16 protein-coding genes, 1 pseudogene and 1 riboswitch are annotated in these 17317 nt (G+C 71.1%); of the genes and pseudogenes, 14 read left to right on the top strand and 3 right to left on the bottom strand.

The window, feature by feature from the left end:
• Positions 1-10 precede the first annotated feature (10 nt).
• On the top strand, positions 11-820 hold the full coding sequence (locus tag A9X00_RS14350; protein WP_067154278.1) for a hypothetical protein: 810 nt from the start codon (positions 11-13) through the stop codon (positions 818-820).
• Here the strand turns inward: A9X00_RS14350 and A9X00_RS14345 are convergent.
• The gene (locus tag A9X00_RS14345; protein ID WP_067154244.1) at positions 817-1248 is read right to left on the bottom strand and encodes a limonene-1,2-epoxide hydrolase; all 432 of its coding nucleotides are present in this window, start codon (positions 1246-1248) and stop codon (positions 817-819) included. The genes A9X00_RS14350 and A9X00_RS14345 overlap by 4 nt on opposite strands.
• 63 nt (positions 1249-1311) lie before the next feature.
• Between A9X00_RS14345 and A9X00_RS14340 the strand changes: the two genes are divergently transcribed.
• Together A9X00_RS14340 and A9X00_RS14335 are read left to right on the top strand one after the other, a co-directional pair.
• Positions 1312-2478, top strand: a complete 1167-nt coding sequence (locus A9X00_RS14340; RefSeq protein WP_067154281.1) for a glycosyltransferase — start codon at positions 1312-1314, stop codon at positions 2476-2478.
• Positions 2479-2488: 10 nt separating this feature from the next.
• On the top strand, positions 2489-2695 hold the full coding sequence (locus tag A9X00_RS14335; RefSeq protein ID WP_067154241.1) for a DUF3046 domain-containing protein: 207 nt from the start codon (positions 2489-2491) through the stop codon (positions 2693-2695).
• Positions 2696-2785: 90 nt separating this feature from the next.
• On the opposite strand, the gene A9X00_RS14330 is transcribed toward A9X00_RS14335, so the two are convergent.
• The gene (locus tag A9X00_RS14330; protein WP_067154238.1) at positions 2786-3466 is read right to left on the bottom strand and encodes a (2Fe-2S)-binding protein; all 681 of its coding nucleotides are present in this window, start codon (positions 3464-3466) and stop codon (positions 2786-2788) included.
• Positions 3467-3505: 39 nt separating this feature from the next.
• Positions 3506-3636: riboswitch (cobalamin riboswitch) on the bottom strand.
• 166 nt (positions 3637-3802) lie between these two features.
• Between A9X00_RS14330 and recA the strand changes: the two genes are divergently transcribed.
• From recA to A9X00_RS14310, 4 genes are read left to right on the top strand one after another with little or no spacing between them, the layout of a single operon-like run.
• Positions 3803-4843 (top strand): recombinase RecA, encoded by a 1041-nt coding sequence (gene recA / locus A9X00_RS14325; protein WP_067154235.1) that lies wholly within the window; start codon positions 3803-3805, stop codon positions 4841-4843.
• Positions 4809-5330 (top strand): recombination regulator RecX, encoded by a 522-nt coding sequence (recX, locus tag A9X00_RS14320; protein WP_067154232.1) that lies wholly within the window; start codon positions 4809-4811, stop codon positions 5328-5330. Before recA ends, recX begins: the two co-directional genes overlap by 35 nt.
• Positions 5331-5375: 45 nt before the next feature.
• Positions 5376-6875, top strand: coding sequence for a tRNA (N6-isopentenyl adenosine(37)-C2)-methylthiotransferase MiaB (miaB, locus tag A9X00_RS14315; protein ID WP_067154228.1), 1500 nt, complete (start codon positions 5376-5378; stop codon positions 6873-6875).
• The gene (locus A9X00_RS14310; RefSeq protein ID WP_067154225.1) at positions 6872-7465 is read left to right on the top strand and encodes a hypothetical protein; all 594 of its coding nucleotides are present in this window, start codon (positions 6872-6874) and stop codon (positions 7463-7465) included. Before miaB ends, A9X00_RS14310 begins: the two co-directional genes overlap by 4 nt.
• On the opposite strand, the gene A9X00_RS14305 is transcribed toward A9X00_RS14310, so the two are convergent.
• Positions 7462-8793 (bottom strand): DUF349 domain-containing protein, encoded by a 1332-nt coding sequence (locus A9X00_RS14305; protein WP_067154222.1) that lies wholly within the window; start codon positions 8791-8793, stop codon positions 7462-7464. The two genes, A9X00_RS14310 and A9X00_RS14305, sit on opposite strands and share 4 nt — an antisense overlap.
• A 515-nt stretch (positions 8794-9308) precedes the next feature.
• Here A9X00_RS14305 and A9X00_RS14300 point away from each other — a divergent pair.
• The 7 genes and pseudogenes from A9X00_RS14300 to A9X00_RS14270 all read left to right on the top strand — a co-directional run.
• Complete coding sequence (locus A9X00_RS14300) at positions 9309-10247, top strand: DMT family transporter (RefSeq protein WP_067154219.1); 939 nt, start codon at positions 9309-9311, stop codon at positions 10245-10247.
• Between the two features lie 20 nt (positions 10248-10267).
• A complete protein-coding gene (locus tag A9X00_RS14295; protein ID WP_067154216.1) occupies positions 10268-10951 on the top strand; it encodes a hypothetical protein in 684 nt (227 codons plus the stop codon).
• Positions 10948-11865, top strand: a complete 918-nt coding sequence (gene miaA, locus A9X00_RS14290) for a tRNA (adenosine(37)-N6)-dimethylallyltransferase MiaA (protein ID WP_067154213.1) — start codon at positions 10948-10950, stop codon at positions 11863-11865. The genes A9X00_RS14295 and miaA overlap by 4 nt, the downstream gene beginning before the upstream one ends.
• Positions 11866-11870: 5 nt before the next feature.
• A complete protein-coding gene (dapF, locus tag A9X00_RS14285) occupies positions 11871-12743 on the top strand; it encodes a diaminopimelate epimerase (RefSeq protein WP_067154209.1) in 873 nt (290 codons plus the stop codon).
• A gap of 46 nt (positions 12744-12789) precedes the next feature.
• Positions 12790-14217 (top strand): GTPase HflX, encoded by a 1428-nt coding sequence (gene hflX / locus A9X00_RS14280; protein ID WP_067154206.1) that lies wholly within the window; start codon positions 12790-12792, stop codon positions 14215-14217.
• 93 nt (positions 14218-14310) lie between these two features.
• Positions 14311-15471 (top strand): acyl-CoA dehydrogenase family protein, encoded by a 1161-nt coding sequence (locus A9X00_RS14275; protein ID WP_067154202.1) that lies wholly within the window; start codon positions 14311-14313, stop codon positions 15469-15471.
• A gap of 381 nt (positions 15472-15852) precedes the next feature.
• Positions 15853-17317, top strand: a pseudogene (locus A9X00_RS14270) (LGFP repeat-containing protein); the annotation flags it as partial.

The following is a 17317-nucleotide window of genomic DNA, read 5'->3' as shown; positions in this document are numbered from 1 at the left end:
GCGGTTCGCGATGGCGGTGAAAGCGACGCAGCGCTCGCCATGGCGGGCGGTGTTGCAACGCGGATTCGACACCGCCGCAGACCTTTCCGACTTCGTGGCCCAAAAGATCAGCGCCGCAACCGATCCGCGGGCGCGATTGCTGCGACGCCGCCGCCGGGCGCTGCGGTGGGGCGTGATCTTCGGCGTCGGCTGCCTGTTTTGGATCGTGGTGACGGGCGTGCTGGCGGCGTGGGGCTGGTTCGCGCTGCTGCTGGAGGTCACCGGCGGAATCGCTGTCGTGCTGGCGATCCCGGCGACGCTGTTGCTGCTGCGCTACCGCTGGCTGCGCGCCGAGCCACTGCCGGCGCCGCGGTCCGCCAACACCCGCTGGCTGCCGCCGCCCGGCTCCGCCGCCCGGCCCGCGATGTACGCGCTGGGCGCCTCCGAGCGCGGGTTCTCCTCGCTGTTGGGCGTGATCGAGCGCGGCGCCATGCTGCCGGCGGACGAGATCCGTGATCTGACCGCCGCGGCCGGCAAGACCTCTGCGGCGATGGCGGCCACCGCCGCAGAGGTGGTGTCGATGGAGCGGGCGGCGCAGTACGCCGAGTCGTCGCGGTCGCATCTGGCGCCCACCATCAACGCGTTCACCGCGCAGTTGAGCGCCGGCGTGCGCCAGTACAACGAAATGGTCACCGCCGCAGCGCAATTGGTGTCGTCGGCGAACGGCGACGGGGCCGGCGCGGCGCAGCAGCGCTACCGCGACGAGCTGGTCGACGCGACCGATCGCCTACTGGGTTGGGCGCAGGCGTTCGACGAGCTGGGCGGGTTGCCCCGGCGCTAGAACGAAGCCTTCAGCGACGGCACGACCAGCGCCGCCAGGCCACGCAGGGTCGCCTTGAACACGTCGAAGAAGTCAAAGTAGTCCCGCCACAGCGTGATTCGCCCGTTGTGCACCTCGAACACGCCGCAGACCCAGAACTGCAGCCGCAGCGGGCCGACGATCAGCGCGTCGGTGCGCTCGGTGAGCACCGCCGCGCCGTCGGCGGCGATGCGGTGGATCTTCACCTCGAACGCCCCGCGGCCCTCCATCGAGCGGAACAGCTTGATCGCCCGGGCGCGGCCGCGGATCGTGGGCAGGCCGACGTTCTCGTAGACGAGGTTGTCGTCCAGTGCGGCCTCGGCGGCCTCGAGGTCCGAATCTTGAAGCGCGTTCAGGAAACCCTCGACCGTGCGGGTGTTCGCGACGCCTGTGTCAGTGAGCTCGGTCATGGCCGCCAGCCTATTCGAGCAGGGCGGTGCGTGGCGGCGCGGCGCTGTGGCAGGGTGGGGTCGATGCGCGTCGCCGTGGTCGCCGGGCCGGATCCCGGGCACTCGTTCCCCGCGATCGCGCTGTGCCAGCGCTTCGCCGAGGCGGGCGATCGGCCCGTCCTGTTCACCGGCGCGGAATGGACGGACGCCGCCCGCGCGGCCGGCATCGACGCCGCCGAGTTGGATGGGCTCGCCGCCACCGACGAGGACATCGACGCCGGCGCCCGAATCCACCGCCGCGCCGCGCGGATGGCCGTGCTCAACGTCCCGGCGCTGCGCGACCTGGCGCCCGATCTGGTGGTCTCGGACGTCATCACCGCGGGCGGCGGGATGGCCGCCGAGCTGCTGGGGATCCCATGGATCGAGCTCAACCCGCACCCGCTGTACCTGCCGTCGAAGGGGCTGCCGCCGATCGGCAGCGGGCTGGCGCCGGGCACCGGCTTCCGCGGCCGGCTGCGCGACGTCACCATGCGGGCGCTGACCGGGCGCTCCTGGCGCGCCGGCATCAAGCAGCGCGCGGCCGCCCGCCTCGAGATCGGCCTGCCCGCCGTCGACCCCGGGCCGTTGCGGCGCCTCATCGCCACGCTGCCCGCGCTGGAGGTGCCGCGCCCGGACTGGCCGGAGGAGGCCGTCCTCGTCGGGCCGCTGCACTTCGAGCCCACCGATCGGGTGCTCGACGTCCAGCCCGGCCCCGGCCCGGTGGTGGTGGTCGCGCCGTCGACCGCGTCGACCGGGATGTCGGGCCTGGCCGAAGCCGCGCTGGAGTGCCTGGTGCCCGGCGAGACGCTGCCCGCGGGCTCGCGCCTGGTGGTCTCGCGCCTCGGCGGGGCGGAGCTGACGCTGCCGCCGTACGCGGTGGCCGGGCTGGGGCGCCAGTCCGACCTGCTGGCGCAGGCCGACCTGATGATCTGCGGCGGCGGCCACGGGATCGTGAGCAAGACGCTGCTGGCCGGCGTGCCGCTGGTGGTGGTGCCCGGCGGCGGGGACCAGTGGGAGATGGCCAATCGGGTGGTGCGCCAGGGGAGCGGGCGGCTGATCCGGCCGCTGAGCGCCGATGCGCTGGCGGCCGCGGTGGGCGAGGTGCTGTCGTCGCCCGGCTACCGCGACGCCGCGCGCCGGGCCGCCGCCGGCATTGCCGACGTCGCCGACCCGGTGTGGGTGTGCCGGGAAGCGCTGGCTTTGGCGGGGTAGCTCCCTGGGTATGTTGGCGTGCGTGCGGCTGACGGAGTTCAACGAGCGGGTTGTGTTGCGGTTCGGTTCCACCTACGGCGCGTCGGTGCTGGTGGATCACGTGCTGACCGGGTTCGGCGGCCGCACCGCCGCCCAGGCGATCGAGGACGGGGTCGACCCCCGCGACGTCTGGCGCGCCCTGTGCGTCGATTTCGACGTGCCGCGCGATCAGTGGTGAGTGTGCAGTGACGGCTTTGCGTGTGAGCTGGTGGCGCGATTCGGGCGTTTCGAGCGCCCTGGATACACACTAAAAGCCCTCAGTGCACACTCATTTCCGTCCCGGCCGCCGCTCCGCCCGGCGAAACACGCAGTCGCCGCAGACGGATCTCCCGGGAATGCGATAGAACAGGCAACAGCTGCGCCGGCGGAAACCCAGATGCGAGTCGGTGATCACGCCCGATCCGGCCAGCATGCCGGTGTCCAGCAGGGACTCCGTCATCTCGACGATCGAGGGCCGCAGGTCGGGGCGCGCGATGAGCAGCGCGCGCGACGCCCCGAGCAGCGCGGACGCGATGTTGCCCGCCAGCAGGGCCGGCGCCAGCTTGACCCGCAGCCCGGCGGCGAACGGTTTCATGTGCCCCCGGACGACGAGGCGGTACAGCAACTTCGCCGACGGCCGGTCCACGGCCTGCCCGACGGGCTCGGGAATGCGCAGCTGCGCCCCGTCGTCTGCGCGTTGCAGGCATTTGAGATCGGGGACCACGCCGTGGCCCAGCGCGCACGCCAGCACCGGCGACCACAACCGCGTGGCGTGGCCGAGATGAACCACCGAGGCGGCGATCCGCAGGTCCGACGTGTGATAGCGCCGGGCGGTGACCTCGATCAGATCGGTGAAACCGTCGGCGTATGACTGCCCGACCGGATGCCACCCCGCCGCGGCGCCGCCGACGGTGAACGTGAAAAACCTTTTGTAGGAAGATATTTCGGCCAGCTCGGCAGAAATGTCCATGCGCAACCAATCCTCTTAAGGGGAAATCCGCCCCAGTTCTCGTGAGGAAGCGCTGACGGTGAGTATCTGGCTCTCGGGTAGGACGTGTCCGTCCCCGATCACAGTGGCGGGACCGCACCGGATTCGCACCGGTTTCCTCTGGTTTCAGCCCCGTCAGCGCCTTTCGGTAGCAAATGTTGCCATACGCCGTCGCGGCGCCCGGCGTGTCTCCTTGAATCGAACAGGTGTTCGGCTAGTGTGGTGAGCGTTCGGGGACTTGTCGGACCCCGCGCCTAGGGTCACCGCCAACCGACCGATACCGGTCAGAAGAACCCAACGACGATAGAAAGAGGCATCATGACGCAAGCCCCCGACCGCGAGAAGGCCCTCGAACTGGCGATGGCCCAGATCGAGAAGAGCTACGGCAAAGGCTCGGTGATGCGTCTCGGCGACGAGATGCGCCAGCCGATCTCGGTCATCCCGACCGGATCCATCGCACTGGACGTGGCACTGGGCATCGGCGGCCTGCCACGTGGCCGGGTCGTGGAGATCTACGGCCCGGAATCCTCGGGTAAGACCACCGTCGCGCTGCACGCGGTGGCCAACGCCCAAGCCGCCGGCGGTGTCGCGGCGTTCATCGACGCCGAGCACGCCCTGGACCCGGACTACGCCAAGAAACTCGGCGTCGACACCGACTCGCTGCTGGTCAGCCAGCCGGACACCGGTGAGCAGGCCCTGGAGATCGCCGACATGCTGATCCGTTCCGGCGCGCTCGACATTCTGGTCATCGACTCGGTGGCGGCCTTGGTGCCGCGCGCGGAGCTCGAGGGCGAGATGGGCGACAGTCATGTCGGTCTGCAGGCCCGGCTGATGAGTCAGGCGCTGCGGAAGATGACCGGTGCGCTCAACAACTCGGGAACCACTGCGATCTTCATTAACCAGCTCCGGGAGAAGATCGGAGTCATGTTCGGCAGCCCCGAAACCACCACGGGCGGAAAGGCTTTGAAGTTCTACGCGTCGGTGCGCATGGATGTGCGCCGGATCGAGACGCTCAAGGACGGCACCAACGCGGTCGGCAACCGCACCCGGGTCAAGGTCGTCAAGAACAAGGTGTCGCCGCCGTTCAAGCAGGCCGAATTCGACATCCTCTACGGGCGCGGCATCAGCCGCGAGGGCTCGCTGATCGACATGGGGGTGGATCAGGGCTTCATCCGCAAGTCTGGTTCGTGGTTCACCTACGAGGGCGAGCAGCTCGGCCAGGGCAAGGAGAACGTGCGCACCTTCCTGATGGAGAACACCGACATCGCCAACGAGATCGAGAAGAAGATCAAGGAAAAGCTCGGCATTGGCGCCGTGGTGACCGATGACGACGTCCTGCCCGCCCCCGTCGACTTCTGAGCCCTCCCGCGAGGAGCAGGCGCGGGCGCTGTGCCTGCGCCTGCTCACCGCGAGATCGCGCACCCGGGCCGAGCTGTCGGGCCAGCTGTCCAAACGTGGCTATCCCGACGACGTGCGGGAGCGGGTGCTCGACCGGCTGGCCGCCGTCGGCCTGGTGAACGACGCCGAGTTCGCCGAGCAGTGGGTCGAGTCCCGGCGGACGAGGGCGGGAAAGAGCCGGCGCGCGTTGGCCGCCGAGCTGCGGACCAAGGGCGTCGGCAAAGAGGTGATCGGCGCCGCGCTGGCCGGGATCGACGCCGCCGCCGAGCGGGACCGCGCCGAAGAGCTGGTGCGGGCCAAGCTGCGGCGGGAGACGCTGAGCGGCGACGACGCGCGGCTGAGTCGCCGGCTGGTCGGGATGCTGGCGCGCCGCGGCTACGGCCAGAACCTGGCGTGCGAGGTGGTGCTCGCCGAGCTGGCCGCCGAACGCGAGCGCCGACGGGTCTGAGCTGCGGGTTCATTCGGCCGACCCCGGTCGCCGTACCATGGCCCCGTGACGTCGACGCTGGCTCCCGCGCGTACCTACCAGGTGCGCACCTACGGCTGCCAGATGAACGTCCACGACTCCGAGCGGTTGGCGGGCCTGCTGGAGGCGGCTGGCTACCGGCGGGCGGCCGACGGGGCCCAATTTGGAGAAGCCGACGTGGTGGTCTTCAACACCTGCGCCGTGCGGGAGAACGCCGACAACAAGCTGTACGGAAACCTCAGCCACCTGGCCCCGCGCAAGCGGGGCAACCCCGAGATGCAGATCGCGGTGGGGGGCTGCCTGGCCCAAAAGGACCGCGACGCGCTGCTGCGCAAGGCCCCGTGGGTCGACGTCGTCTTCGGCACGCACAACATCGGTTCGTTGCCGACGCTGCTCGACCGCGCCCGGCACAACAAGGTGGCGCAGGTGGAGATCGCCGAGGCGCTGCAGCAGTTCCCGTCGTCGCTGCCGAGCGCCCGCGAATCCGCCTACGCCGCTTGGGTTTCCATCTCCGTGGGGTGCAACAACAGCTGCACCTTCTGCATCGTGCCGTCGCTGCGCGGCAAGGAGGTCGACCGCAGCCCGGCCGACATCCTCGCCGAGGTCCAATCGCTGGTCGACGACGGCGTGCTCGAAATCACCCTGCTGGGCCAGAACGTCAACGCGTACGGGGTCTCCTTCGCCGACCCGGCGCTGCCCCGCGATCGCGGCGCCTTCGCCGAGTTGCTGCGGGCCTGCGGGCGCATCGACGGGCTGGAACGCGTGCGGTTCACCTCGCCGCACCCGGCCGAGTTCACCGACGACGTCATCGAGGCGATGGCGCAGACCCCCAACGTCTGCCCGGCCCTGCACATGCCGCTGCAGTCGGGATCCGACCGGGTGCTGCGCGCGATGCGCCGCTCGTACCGCGCCGAGCGCTACCTGGGCATCATCGAACGCGTCCGGGCCGCCATGCCGCACGCGGCGATCACCACGGACCTGATCGTCGGATTTCCCGGCGAGACCGAAGAGGATTTCGCCGCCACCCTCGACGTCGTGCGGCGGGCGCGCTTCGCGGCGGCGTTCACTTTCCAGTACTCCAAGCGGCCCGGCACCCCCGCCGCCGAATTCGACGGGCAGCTGCCGAAAGCCGTTGTGCAGGAACGCTACGAGCGCCTCGTCGCGGTGCAGGAGCAGATCTCGCTGGAGGGCAACCGCGCGCTGATCGGGCAGCGGGTCGAATTGCTCGTCGCCACCGGCGAAGGGCGTAAGGACGCCCGCACGGCGCGCATGACGGGACGCGCGCGCGACGGCCGGCTGGTCCACTTCGCCTCGAACGAAGGGGTGCGGCCCGGCGACATCGTCACCACGGAAATCACCGAGGCGGCGCCGCACCACCTGATCGCCGACGCCGGCATCCTGGGCCACCGCCTCACCCGGGCCGGCGACGCCCACGCCGCCGGACGGCGCCCGCGCACGATCGGCCTGGGCATGCCCGGCGTCGGCCCGGCCACCGAGCAACGAGAACCCCTGGGATGTAACCGATGAAGAAAGAACACACCGACATCGACGCGCTGCGGACCGAAATCGACGCGGCCGAACGCCGGGTGGCCGGCGAGATCGAGCCCGGCCCAAGGGCTTTGGTGGTCGCGATCCTGGTCTTCGTGCTGCTCGCTTCGTTCATCCTGCCGCACACCGGGCACGTGCGCGGCTGGGACGTGCTGTTCTCCAGCCACGGCGCCGGCGCCGCCGCGGTGGCCCTGCCGTCGCGCGTGTTCACCTGGCTGGCACTGGTGTTCGGCGTGGGCTTTTCGATGCTGGCGCTGATGACACGGCGCTGGGCGCTGGCCTGGGTCGCGCTGGCGGGCTCGGCGATCGCCTCCGGCGCCGGGCTGTTGGCGGTCTGGTCGCGCCAGACCGTCGCCGCCGGGCATCCCGGGCCGGGTGTGGGGCTGATCCTCGCGTGGATCACCGTGATGGTGCTGACGTTTCACTGGGCCCGCCTGGTCTGGGCGCGCACCGTCGTGCACCTGGCCGCCGAGGAGGAGCGGCGCCGGGTCGCGGCTCAGCAGCAGTCGATGACCCTGCTGGATACCCTCGACAAACCGGACGACCCCGAAACCCCGTCGAACGGCTAGGACCGGCGCGTTAACGCCTCGGCGGCCGCTTCGGCCCATTGCCGCCACTGTTCCGCGTTGGCCCTGGCCTCGTCGGCCTCCTTGGTCCGGCCGGCCGCCGCCGCTTTCTGCGCCTGCTGTTCGTATTGCTCGGCGCGAGTGCGGAACTGTTCGGCGCGGGCCTGCGCCTGCGGGTCGGACCAATCCGCGTCGCCGGCGTCACGCACCTTCTTCTCGACCGCGCGCAGGCGCCGCTCCAGCTCGGCGGAGCGTTCCCGCGGCACCTTTCCGATGGCGTCCCACTTGTCGGCGATGGACCGCAACGCCGCCCGCGCCGCTTCGAGGTTGCCGGTGTCGATCTTCTCCGCCTCGGCCAGCAGCGCCTCCTTGGCGGTGGCGTTGGCGCGAAACTCGGCGTCCTTTTCCGCCGCCGCCGCGTTGCGGGCGGTGAAGAAGCAGTCCTGGGCCGCCTTGAAGCGCCGCCACAGGGCGTCGTCGACTTCCCTGGTCGCCCGCCCGGCCGCCTTCCACTCGGTGAGCAGCTTGCGGAACTCGGCGCTGGTGGCGGTCCAGTCCGTCGAATCGGACAGTTCCTCGGCGCGCTCGCAGAGCCGTTCCTTGGACTGGCGGACCCCGGATCGCTCCCGGTCCAGCTCGGCGAAGTGGGATCCGCGCCGCCGGTTGAAAGTGTCGCGCGCGGCCGAATAGCGCTTCCACAGCGCGTCGTCGACCTTGCGGTCCAGGCCGCTGATCGTCTTCCACTCGTCGAGGATTGCCCGCAGCCGGTCGCCGGCGGCCTTCCACTGCGTCGCGTTGGCGGCCAGGTCCTCGGCCTCGGCGGCCAGGGCCTCCTTGCGGGCGGTCTGCGCGGCCCGATGCTCCTCGCGCTTGGAGCGGCCCTCGGCGATGGCCGCCTCGGCGCGCTCGACCAGGCTGGCCAACCGGGCCGCGAGGCCGTCGACGTCGCCCAGGACGCTCGCGGTCGGCAACGTCTCGGACAGCTCGGCGGCGTGCGCCCTGATCTTGCGGGCGTCCCCGGTTCCCGACGCCAGCCGTTCCTCCATGAGGGTGACCTCGGTGCTCAGGTCGTCGAAGCGTCGGCCGAAGTGGGCGAAGGCGGCCTCGCGGTCGCCGGCCTGCCACGAGCCGACGATGCGTTCGCCGGCCGAGCTGATCAGCCAGACGGTGCCGTCGTCGTCGACGCGTCCGAACCGGTGCGGATCGCTGGTCGGGTGGGCGACCACCGGCGCGGGCCGCGGACCCGAGCTCACCGGCCGGGGTCCGGGACGCGGGCCCGGGCGCGGCACGGGCTTGGGTGGGGCGCTGCTGCCGGGCTCGTCGGACGTCATGCGCTCGTTACCAACCCTTCTGCAACTCGCGCGGTGATGTCCCGCGCGCCTGCCGCGCGTGGCGGCTCCTTACGCTCGTTGACCGGTTCCAACAGTATTCAAGCAGCTTGGCGGGCGAAGCGCGCCTACTGTTTTGGCGCCACCGGCGTTCGCCCGCGTCGGCCAGCTTCGCAAACGCCGGGGCAGGCCCGCGCACCGACCCGGGCGCGGCCCGTCGCACCGGGGATAACGGTTCGATTCCACCGGCGCTGCGGCCATTTGGCGACGGCGCCGGGCCCGGTACCGTGGCACAGGCCAATGGTCTTTTTCGCCGTGGCTTTCGAGGGGGTGGATCGCGATGGCCGAATCGCGAAAAATCCCGCAGGTTTTTCCCAGGTGCGGCCCGGTTCGTCGGCGGATCGCCGGGGTTCGTTGGGGTCGAGACCCCCGCGCGCCCCACTACAGTGGTCGTTGAACTGTTAGGGAACGGCACGTGTACATACAGCTTTCGGGCGGAACGCTGGTGAGGGGTCCCCATGACGAAAGTTGACGTCGCCGCGCTGATCGCCTTGTGCGCCGCGCTCGCCTCCGCGGTCGGCGACGTGATCCGGCAGCGGTCCGCGCACGAGATCACCGACAAGGAAGTCGGCCACCTCGAGCTGTTCCGGATGTCGTTGCGCGACAAGCGGTGGTGGCTCGGCGGGCTGGCCGCGATCACCAACTACAGCCTGCAGGCCGGCGCGCTGGCGTGGGGCTCGGTGGTGCTGGTCACGTCGCTGCAGGTGACCGCGCTGCTGTTCGCGTTGCCCATCTACGCCCGCCTGACCCACCAACGGGTGACCCGCTGGGAGTGGGTGTGGGCGGCGGTGCTGGCGGCCGCCCTGGCGGTGGTGATCATCGTCGGTGACCCGACCAACGGCCGGCAGCGGGCGCCGCTGTCGACGTGGCTCATCGTGGTCGCGGTGATGGGGCCGTTGTTGGTCGGGTGTGTGCTGGCGGCCCGGGTTTGGAAGGGACGTCCGGTCGCGGCGGTGCTGCTGGCCGTGGTGGCGGGTTCGTCGCTGGCGTTGTTCGCGGTGCTGACCAAGGGCGTCGTGGAGGTGGCCGAGGACGGCGCGGGCGCCGTGCTGACCGCGCCCGAGTTCTATCCCTGGCTGGCGGTCGCCGTGTGCGGAATGGTCTTTCAGCAGTCCGCCTTCCGCGCCGGCGCGCTGACGGCGTCCTTACCCACGATGACCGTGTGCAAGCCGGTGGTGGCCGGCGTGCTGGGGGTCACCGTGCTCGACGAGACGCTCTACACCGAGGGCCCCGCCGCGCTGGTGCTGGTTTCGGCGGTGGCCCTGGTGATCATCGCGACGGTCGCCCTGGCGCGCGGGGAGGCCGCCTCGCTGGTGGCCGAGACGGGGCTGGACGTGCCGCGGGAGGTTCCCGGTGTGTCCCCGCCGGCGCCGGAGGGAAGCCCGACGATCACGTAGCGCCTCGTTAGGGTGGTTGCGTGCTGAGCGCCATCGCGATCGTTCCCGCTGCGCCGGTGCTCGTTCCCGAGCTGGCCGGGGCGGCCGCCGCCGAGGTGGCCGACCTGACCGCGGCGGCCCTGGCCGCGGCCGCCTTGTTGCCGCCGCGCTGGGTGGCGATCGGCACCGGCCCGGCCGACGAGGTCGTCGGCCCCGACTCCAGCAGCACGTTCGCCGGCTTCGGCGTCGACGTGCCGGTGCGACTGTCGCCGCAGGCGCGCCGGGCCGCCGACCTCCCGGTGTGCGCGTTGCTGGCCGGCTGGGCGCGCGGCCAGGCCCGCCCCGACGCCCGTGTGCAGGTTCGCGTCTACCGCGGCGACCACGACGCCGACGCCGCGCTGGCCCACGGCCGGCGGCTGCGCGCGGAGATCGACCGGACGCCCGATCCGGTCGGCGTGCTGGTGGTGGCCGACGGCGCGAACACCCTCACCCCGGCCGCCCCCGGCGGCCATCACCCGGAGGACGCGGCGGCGCAGCTGGCCCTGGACGACGCGCTGGCCGACGGCGACGCCGCCGCCCTGGCCCAGCTGCCGCCGCAGATCCTGGGGCGGGTCGCGTTCGGGGTGCTGGCCGGGCTGACCGAGCCGGGGCCGCGGTCGGCCAAGGAGCTCTACCGGGGTGCGCCCTACGGTGTGGGCTACTTCGCCGGCGTCTGGCAGCCATGAACCGACCGCTCGCGATCATCGGGCCCACCGGCACCGGCAAGTCGCAGCTGGCGCTGGACTTTGCGGAACGGGTCGGCGCGGAGGTCGTGAACGCCGACGCCATGCAGCTCTACCGCGGCATGGACATCGGCACCGCCAAGCTGCCCGCCGAGCAGCGCCGCGGCATTCCGCACCATCAGCTCGACGTCCTGCACGTCACCGAGACCGCGACAGTCGCCCGCTACCAGGCGGGCGCCGCCGCGGACATCGAGGCGATCGCCGCCCGGGGCGCGGTGCCGGTGATCGTGGGCGGCTCGATGCTCTACGTCCAGTCCTTGCTCGACGACTGGTCCTTCCCGGCCACCGACCCCGCGGTGCGGGCCCGCTGGGAGCGCCGCCTCGCCGAGGTGGGGGTGGGCGAGCTGCACGCCGAGCTGGCCCGCCGGGACCCGGCCGCGGTCGCGGCGATCCTGCCCACCGACGGCCGACGCACGGTGCGCGCCCTGGAGGTCGTCGAGCTCACCGGACAACCGTTCGCCGCCTCCGCGCCGCGCATCGGCTCTCCGCGCTGGGACACCGTCATCATCGGATTGGATTGCGATACAACGCTTCTCGACGAGCGATTAGCCCGCCGCACCGACGCGATGTTCGAGCAGGGGCTGGTCGACGAGGTCCGCGGCCTGCTGGGCGAGGGCCTGCGCGACGGGGTCACCGCCGCGCGCGCCCTGGGCTACGCGCAGGTGCTGGCGGCGCTCGACGCCGGCGGCGGGCCGGATCAGCTGCGCGACGCGCGGGAGCAGACGTACGTGGGCACCCGGCGCTACGTGCGGCGGCAACGGTCGTGGTTTCGCCGGGACCACCGGGTGCACTGGCTCGGCGCCGGTGCCGAGGGGCTCGTTGACGAGGCGTTGCGGGCGTGGCGCCAAGTACCCTGAACTGCATGCTCTTCGCCAAGGGCCACGGCACGCAGAACGATTTCGTGCTGCTGCCCGACCTCGATGCCGCGCTGGCGCTGACCGCCGCCCGGGTGGCCGCGCTGTGCGACCGGCGCCGGGGGCTGGGCGCCGACGGGGTGCTGCGGATCACCACCGCGGGCGCCGCGGCGGCGGCCGGCGTGCTCGAGCGCCTGCCGGACGGCGTGGGCGCCGGTGACTGGTACATGGACTACCGCAACGCCGACGGCTCGACCGCGCAGATGTGCGGCAACGGCGTGCGGGTGTTCGCGCACTACCTGCGGGCCGCCGGCCTGGAATCCCGCGACGAGTTCGTCGTCGGGTCGCTGGCCGGCGCGCGCCCGGTCACCCTGCACCACGCCGACGACACCGACGCCGACGTCACCGTCGACATGGGCAAGGCCAACCGGCTCGGGTCCGGGGAGGCCGTCATCGGCGGCAGGCGGTTCGCCGGGCTGGCGGTCGACGTGGGCAACCCTCACCTGGCCTGCGTGGACCCGCAACTCGACGCCGACGGGCTGGCGGCCCTCGACGTCGGCGCGCCGGTGCAGTTCGACCGCGCCCAGTTCCCCGAGGGGGTCAACGTCGAGGTGCTCACGTCACCCGTCGACGGGATGGTCCGGATGCGCGTCCACGAGCGCGGGGTGGGGGAGACCCGCTCGTGCGGCACCGGGACCGTCGCGGCCGCCGTCGCCGCGCTGGCCGCCGGCGGCGCCGACACCGGGACGCTGACCGTGCGGGTGCCCGGCGGCGACGTCGTCGTCACCGTCACCGACGCCACCAGCTACTTGCGCGGACCGTCGGTGCTGGTGGCCCGCGGCGAGATCAGTGAGGAATGGTGGCGCACCCAGGGGCGTTAAATCAGGTGCGCTGCACCGATTTAGCGTGCACTATTGCTAATTGCCTATGACGAATCCCGAAACTCCCTTTCCCGATCAACCGGATCTAGAGCCCAGTGCGGGCGAACTCGCCCTCGAGGACCGATCGGCGCTGCGCCGGGTCGCGGGGCTGTCCACCGAACTCGCCGACGTCTCCGAGGTCGAGTACCGCCAGCTGCGCCTCGAGCGCGTGGTGCTGGTGGGCGTGTGGACCGAGGGCAGCGCCGCCGACAACCAGGCCAGCATGGCCGAGCTGGCGGCCCTGGCCGAAACCGCCGGCTCGCAGGTGCTCGAGGGGCTCATCCAGCGCCGCGACCGGCCCGACCCGTCGACCTACATCGGGTCCGGCAAGGCCGCCGAGCTGCGCGAGGTGGTCCTGGCCACCGGCGCCGACACCGTCATCTGCGACGGCGAGCTGTCCCCGGCGCAACTGACCGCGCTGGAAAAGGCGGTGAAGGTCAAGGTCATCGACCGCACCGCGCTGATCCTGGACATCTTCGCCCAGCACGCCACCAGCCGGGAGGGCAAGGCCCAGGTGTCGCTGGCCCAGATGGAGTACATGCTGCCCCGGCTGCGCGGCTGGGGTGAGTCGATGTCCCGGCAGGCCGGCGGCCGCGCCGGCGGCAGCGGCGGCGGCGTGGGGCTGCGCGGTCCCGGTGAGACCAAGATCGAGACCGACCGGCGGCGCATCCGCGAACGGATGTCCAAGCTGCGCCGCGAGATCAAGGACATGAAGCAGGCCCGCGACACCCAGCGCAGCCGCCGGCTGGCCAGCGACGTCCCCTCGATCGCGATCGTCGGCTACACCAACGCCGGGAAATCCAGCCTGCTCAACGCGCTGACCGGGGCCGGGGTGCTGGTGCAGGACGCGCTGTTCGCCACCCTGGAGCCCACCACCCGGCGCGCCGTGCTGGCCGACGGCCGGCCCGCCGTCCTCACCGACACGGTCGGCTTCGTGCGGCACCTGCCCACCCAGCTGGTCGAGGCGTTCCGCTCCACCCTGGAGGAGGTCGTCGACGCCGATCTGCTGGTGCACGTCGTGGACGGCTCCGACGTCAACCCGATCGCCCAGATCAACGCGGTCCGCCAGGTGATCTCCGAAGTGGTCGCCGACCATCACGGCGACTCGCCGCCCGAGCTGCTGGTGGTCAACAAGGTGGACGCCGCGAGCGACCTGGCGCTGGCCAAGCTTCGGCACGGGCTGCCCGGGGCCGTGTTCGTGTCCGCGCGCACCGGCGAGGGCATCGACGCGTTGCAACGGCGGATGACCGAGCTCGCCGCCCCCACCGACACGGCCGTCGACGTGGTGATCCCCTACGACCGCGGCGATTTGGTGGCCCGGCTGCACGCCGGCGGGCGCGTGCAGCAGGAGGAGCACAATGCCGACGGCACCCGCATCCGCGCCCGCGTTCCCGTCGCGCTGGCCGCCAGCCTGCGCGAGTTCGCCGCGCAGTAGCGGCCCGCAACCCCGCCGCCCGCCGACCAACCGGCTGGTTGGTATATCTTGGCGACAGAGTCCCATTCGCCCGGAGGTCAGCGGAGGTCATCCATGGGCAGTGCCATCAAATACGAGCGCACCCTTTTCGAGCCCGAGCACGATTTGTTCCGCGAGTCCTACCGCGGCTTCCTCGATCGCCACGTGGCGCCCTACCACGAGGAATGGGAGAAGGCGAAGATCGTCGACCGGGGCGTGTGGTTAGAGGCCGGCAAGCAGGGCTTCCTGGGCATGGCGGTGCCGGAGGAATACGGCGGGGGAGGCAACCCCGACTTCCGTTACAACACGATCATCACCGAGGAGACCACCCTCGGGCGCTACAGCGGCATCGGCTTCGGGTTGCACAACGACATCATCGCGCCGTACCTGCTGAAGCTGGCCAACGAGGAACAGAAGCAGCGCTGGCTGCCCAAGTTCTGCACCGGGGAAATGATCACCGCCATCGCGATGACCGAACCGGGAACCGGCAGCGACCTGCAGGGCATCAAGACCCGCGCGGTCAAGCAGGGCGATCACTACGTGCTGAACGGGTCAAAGACGTTCATTACCAACGGAATCAACTCCGACCTGGTGATCGTGGTCGCCCAGACCGACCCCGAGAAGGGCGCGCAGGGCTTCAGCCTGCTGGTCGTCGAGCGTGGCATGGAGGGCTTCGAACGGGGCCGCCACCTCGACAAGATCGGCCTGGACGCCCAGGACACCGCCGAGCTGTCGTTCAGCGACGTCAAGGTGCCGGCCGAAAACCTGCTCGGCGAGGAGGGCATGGGGTTCATCTACCTCATGCAGAACCTGCCGCAGGAGCGGATCAACATCGCCGTCATGGCCGCCGCCGCGATGGAAGGTGTGCTGGAGCAGACGCTGCAATACACCAAGGAGCGCAAGGCCTTTGGCAAGCCCATCGGCAGCTTCCAGAACAGCCGATTCCTGCTCGCCGAGCTGGCGACCGAGGCCACCGTGGTCCGCATCATGGTCGACGAGTTCGTCCGCCTGCACCTGGACGGGAAGCTGACGGCCGAGCAGGCCGCGATGGCCAAGTGGTATTCCACCGAGAAGCAGGTGCATCTGATCGACCGCTGCCTGCAGCTGCACGGCGGCTACGGCTACATGCGCGAATACCCCGTCGCCCGAGCCTATCTGGACGCGCGGGTGCAGACGATCTACGGCGGCACGACCGAGATCATGAAGGAGATCATCGGCCGCAGCCTCGGCGTCTGAGCAATGTGGTTGCCGCGCAAGGACTGCGGCGCGGCCGTGCGTGGGGCCCGATGATGAATGGCCCAATTGGTCTATTGGCCCCCTAGATTGACGACCAGCTAACGGCTTCACGTACCGTCGGCACATGTGTTTCTCGTATACCGAGTGCAGCGTGGCACATCGGCAAACGGGCGATCGGGGCGCCGGAAGCCGTGGTTGGTCGCGGTACGGGCATGCTGGGGCATCATTTCGACATCGGCGCGGTCTCCGTTTTCGCAATTTTCGTGATTTGACTTCGCATTTCTCGTCGGCAAGGGCAAAGTTATGCGAGCCCGGCGATAATGCGGTTCGTAACGGGTCTGCAGGTGCGGCATGGCCAGGTATACGGGCCTGGGAGGCTTGGTGAGCGGGCAGAGGGGTCGAATGCGCAGGCTGATCGGGCGCGCGCTGGTCGGCGTGGCGACCGCGGTGGTGGCGGCCGCGCTGCTGGGCCCCGCCGCTTCGGCGTCCCCGATCGGCGACGCCGAGGCCGCCATGATGGCCGCCTGGGAGAAGGCCGGCGGCGACACCTCACCGCTCGGCCCCCGCAAGGGCGACGTGTACCCGGCCGGCGACGGATTCGCGCTGGACTTCGACGGCGGCAAGATGTTCTACACCACCGACACCGGCGCCAAGTTCGTCTACGGCCCGATCCTGGACAAATACGAGTCGCTCGGCGGCCCGGCCGGCAGCGATCTCGGATTCCCCACCATCAACGAGGTTCCCGGGCTGGCCGGACCGGACAGCCGCGTGGCCACCTTCTCGGCCAGCGACAAGCCGGTGATCTTCTGGACGACCGACCACGGCGCGTTCGTGGTGCGCGGCGCGCTGAACGCCGCCTGGGACAAGCTCGGCAGCTCGGGCGGCGTGCTCGGGGCGCCGGTCGGCGACGAAACCTACGCCGGCGAGGTCACCTCCCAGAAGTTCAGCGGCGGCGAGATCTCCTGGAACAGGAAAACCAAGGAGTTCACCACCAACCCGGCGGCGCTGGCCGACCAGCTCAAGGGCCTGCAGGTAGCCATCGATCCGAACGCGGCCATCAACATGGCCTGGCGCGCGGCCGGCGGCGCCGGCGGCCCGCTGGGCGTCAAGCAGGGCGGGTCGTATCCGATCGGCGGTGACGGGGTCGCCCAGAACTTCGCCGGCGGCAAGGTGTTCTTCAACCCGGCCACCGGGGCCAACGCCCTCGAGACCGACATCCTCGCCAAGTACGAGTCGCTCGGCGGCCCGGCCGGCAGCGACCTCGGGTTCCCCACCGCCAACGAGGCCGACGGCGGCATCGGGCCGGCCAGCAAGATCGCCACGTTCGCCGCGGCTGACAAACCGGTGATCTTCTGGACGTCCGACCACGGCGCGTTCGTCGTGCGCGGCGCGATGAAGGCGGCGTGGGACAAGCTGCGCGGCGCGAGCGGCAAGCTGGGCGCCCCGGTCGGCGACCAGGCCGTGGACGGCGACGTGATTTCCCAGCAGTTCACCGGCGGCAAGATCTCCTGGAACCGGGCGAAGAACTCGTTCAGCACCGACCCGGCCAACCTGGCTCCGTTGCTGTCCGGCCTGCAGGTGTCCGGCCAGAACCAGCCGAGCACGGCGGCGATGCCCCCGCACGCCAAGAAGTTCACCTGGCAGTGGTGGTGGCTGCTCGCCGCCATCCCGGTGCTGGTGCTGCTGGTGCTGGCGGTGTTGTTGGCCTTCGCCTGGCGGCGGCGCCGGCGGCGCCGCGCCGGCGACGCCGGCGCCTACGAGCCCGAGCGCGACCTGGCTGCCGCCGGCTACGACGCCCCGGCCAACGGGCACTGGGGCCACGACGATGCGGAGGTGGTCGGCGCCG

The sequence above is a fragment of the Mycobacterium sp. 1245805.9 genome (genome assembly GCF_001672915.1).
GTDB lineage: Bacteria > Actinomycetota > Actinomycetes > Mycobacteriales > Mycobacteriaceae > Mycobacterium.
The sequence above is the reverse complement of the archived record's forward strand: the minus strand, read 5'-3'. Positions and strand labels throughout refer to the sequence as shown.

Excerpts from the sequence above, each read along its gene's own strand:
- A9X00_RS14310 (WP_067154225.1), top strand. The coding sequence starts at position 6,872 with ATGAAGAAAGAACACACCGACATCGACGCGCTGCGGACCGAAATCGAC.
- A9X00_RS14335 (WP_067154241.1), top strand. The coding sequence starts at position 2,489 with ATGTTGGCGTGCGTGCGGCTGACGGAGTTCAACGAGCGGGTTGTGTTG.
- A9X00_RS14350 (WP_067154278.1), top strand. The coding sequence starts at position 11 with ATGGCGGTGAAAGCGACGCAGCGCTCGCCATGGCGGGCGGTGTTGCAA.
- hflX (WP_067154206.1), top strand. The coding sequence starts at position 12,790 with ATGACGAATCCCGAAACTCCCTTTCCCGATCAACCGGATCTAGAGCCC.
- recA (WP_067154235.1), top strand. The coding sequence starts at position 3,803 with ATGACGCAAGCCCCCGACCGCGAGAAGGCCCTCGAACTGGCGATGGCC.
- A9X00_RS14345 (WP_067154244.1), bottom strand. The coding sequence starts at position 1,248 with ATGACCGAGCTCACTGACACAGGCGTCGCGAACACCCGCACGGTCGAG.
- A9X00_RS14340 (WP_067154281.1), top strand. The coding sequence starts at position 1,312 with ATGCGCGTCGCCGTGGTCGCCGGGCCGGATCCCGGGCACTCGTTCCCC.
- dapF (WP_067154209.1), top strand. The coding sequence starts at position 11,871 with ATGCTCTTCGCCAAGGGCCACGGCACGCAGAACGATTTCGTGCTGCTG.
- A9X00_RS14275 (WP_067154202.1), top strand. The coding sequence starts at position 14,311 with ATGGGCAGTGCCATCAAATACGAGCGCACCCTTTTCGAGCCCGAGCAC.
- A9X00_RS14300 (WP_067154219.1), top strand. The coding sequence starts at position 9,309 with ATGACGAAAGTTGACGTCGCCGCGCTGATCGCCTTGTGCGCCGCGCTC.
- recX (WP_067154232.1), top strand. The coding sequence starts at position 4,809 with ATGACGACGTCCTGCCCGCCCCCGTCGACTTCTGAGCCCTCCCGCGAG.
- A9X00_RS14330 (WP_067154238.1), bottom strand. The coding sequence starts at position 3,466 with ATGGACATTTCTGCCGAGCTGGCCGAAATATCTTCCTACAAAAGGTTT.
- A9X00_RS14305 (WP_067154222.1), bottom strand. The coding sequence starts at position 8,793 with ATGACGTCCGACGAGCCCGGCAGCAGCGCCCCACCCAAGCCCGTGCCG.
- miaA (WP_067154213.1), top strand. The coding sequence starts at position 10,948 with ATGAACCGACCGCTCGCGATCATCGGGCCCACCGGCACCGGCAAGTCG.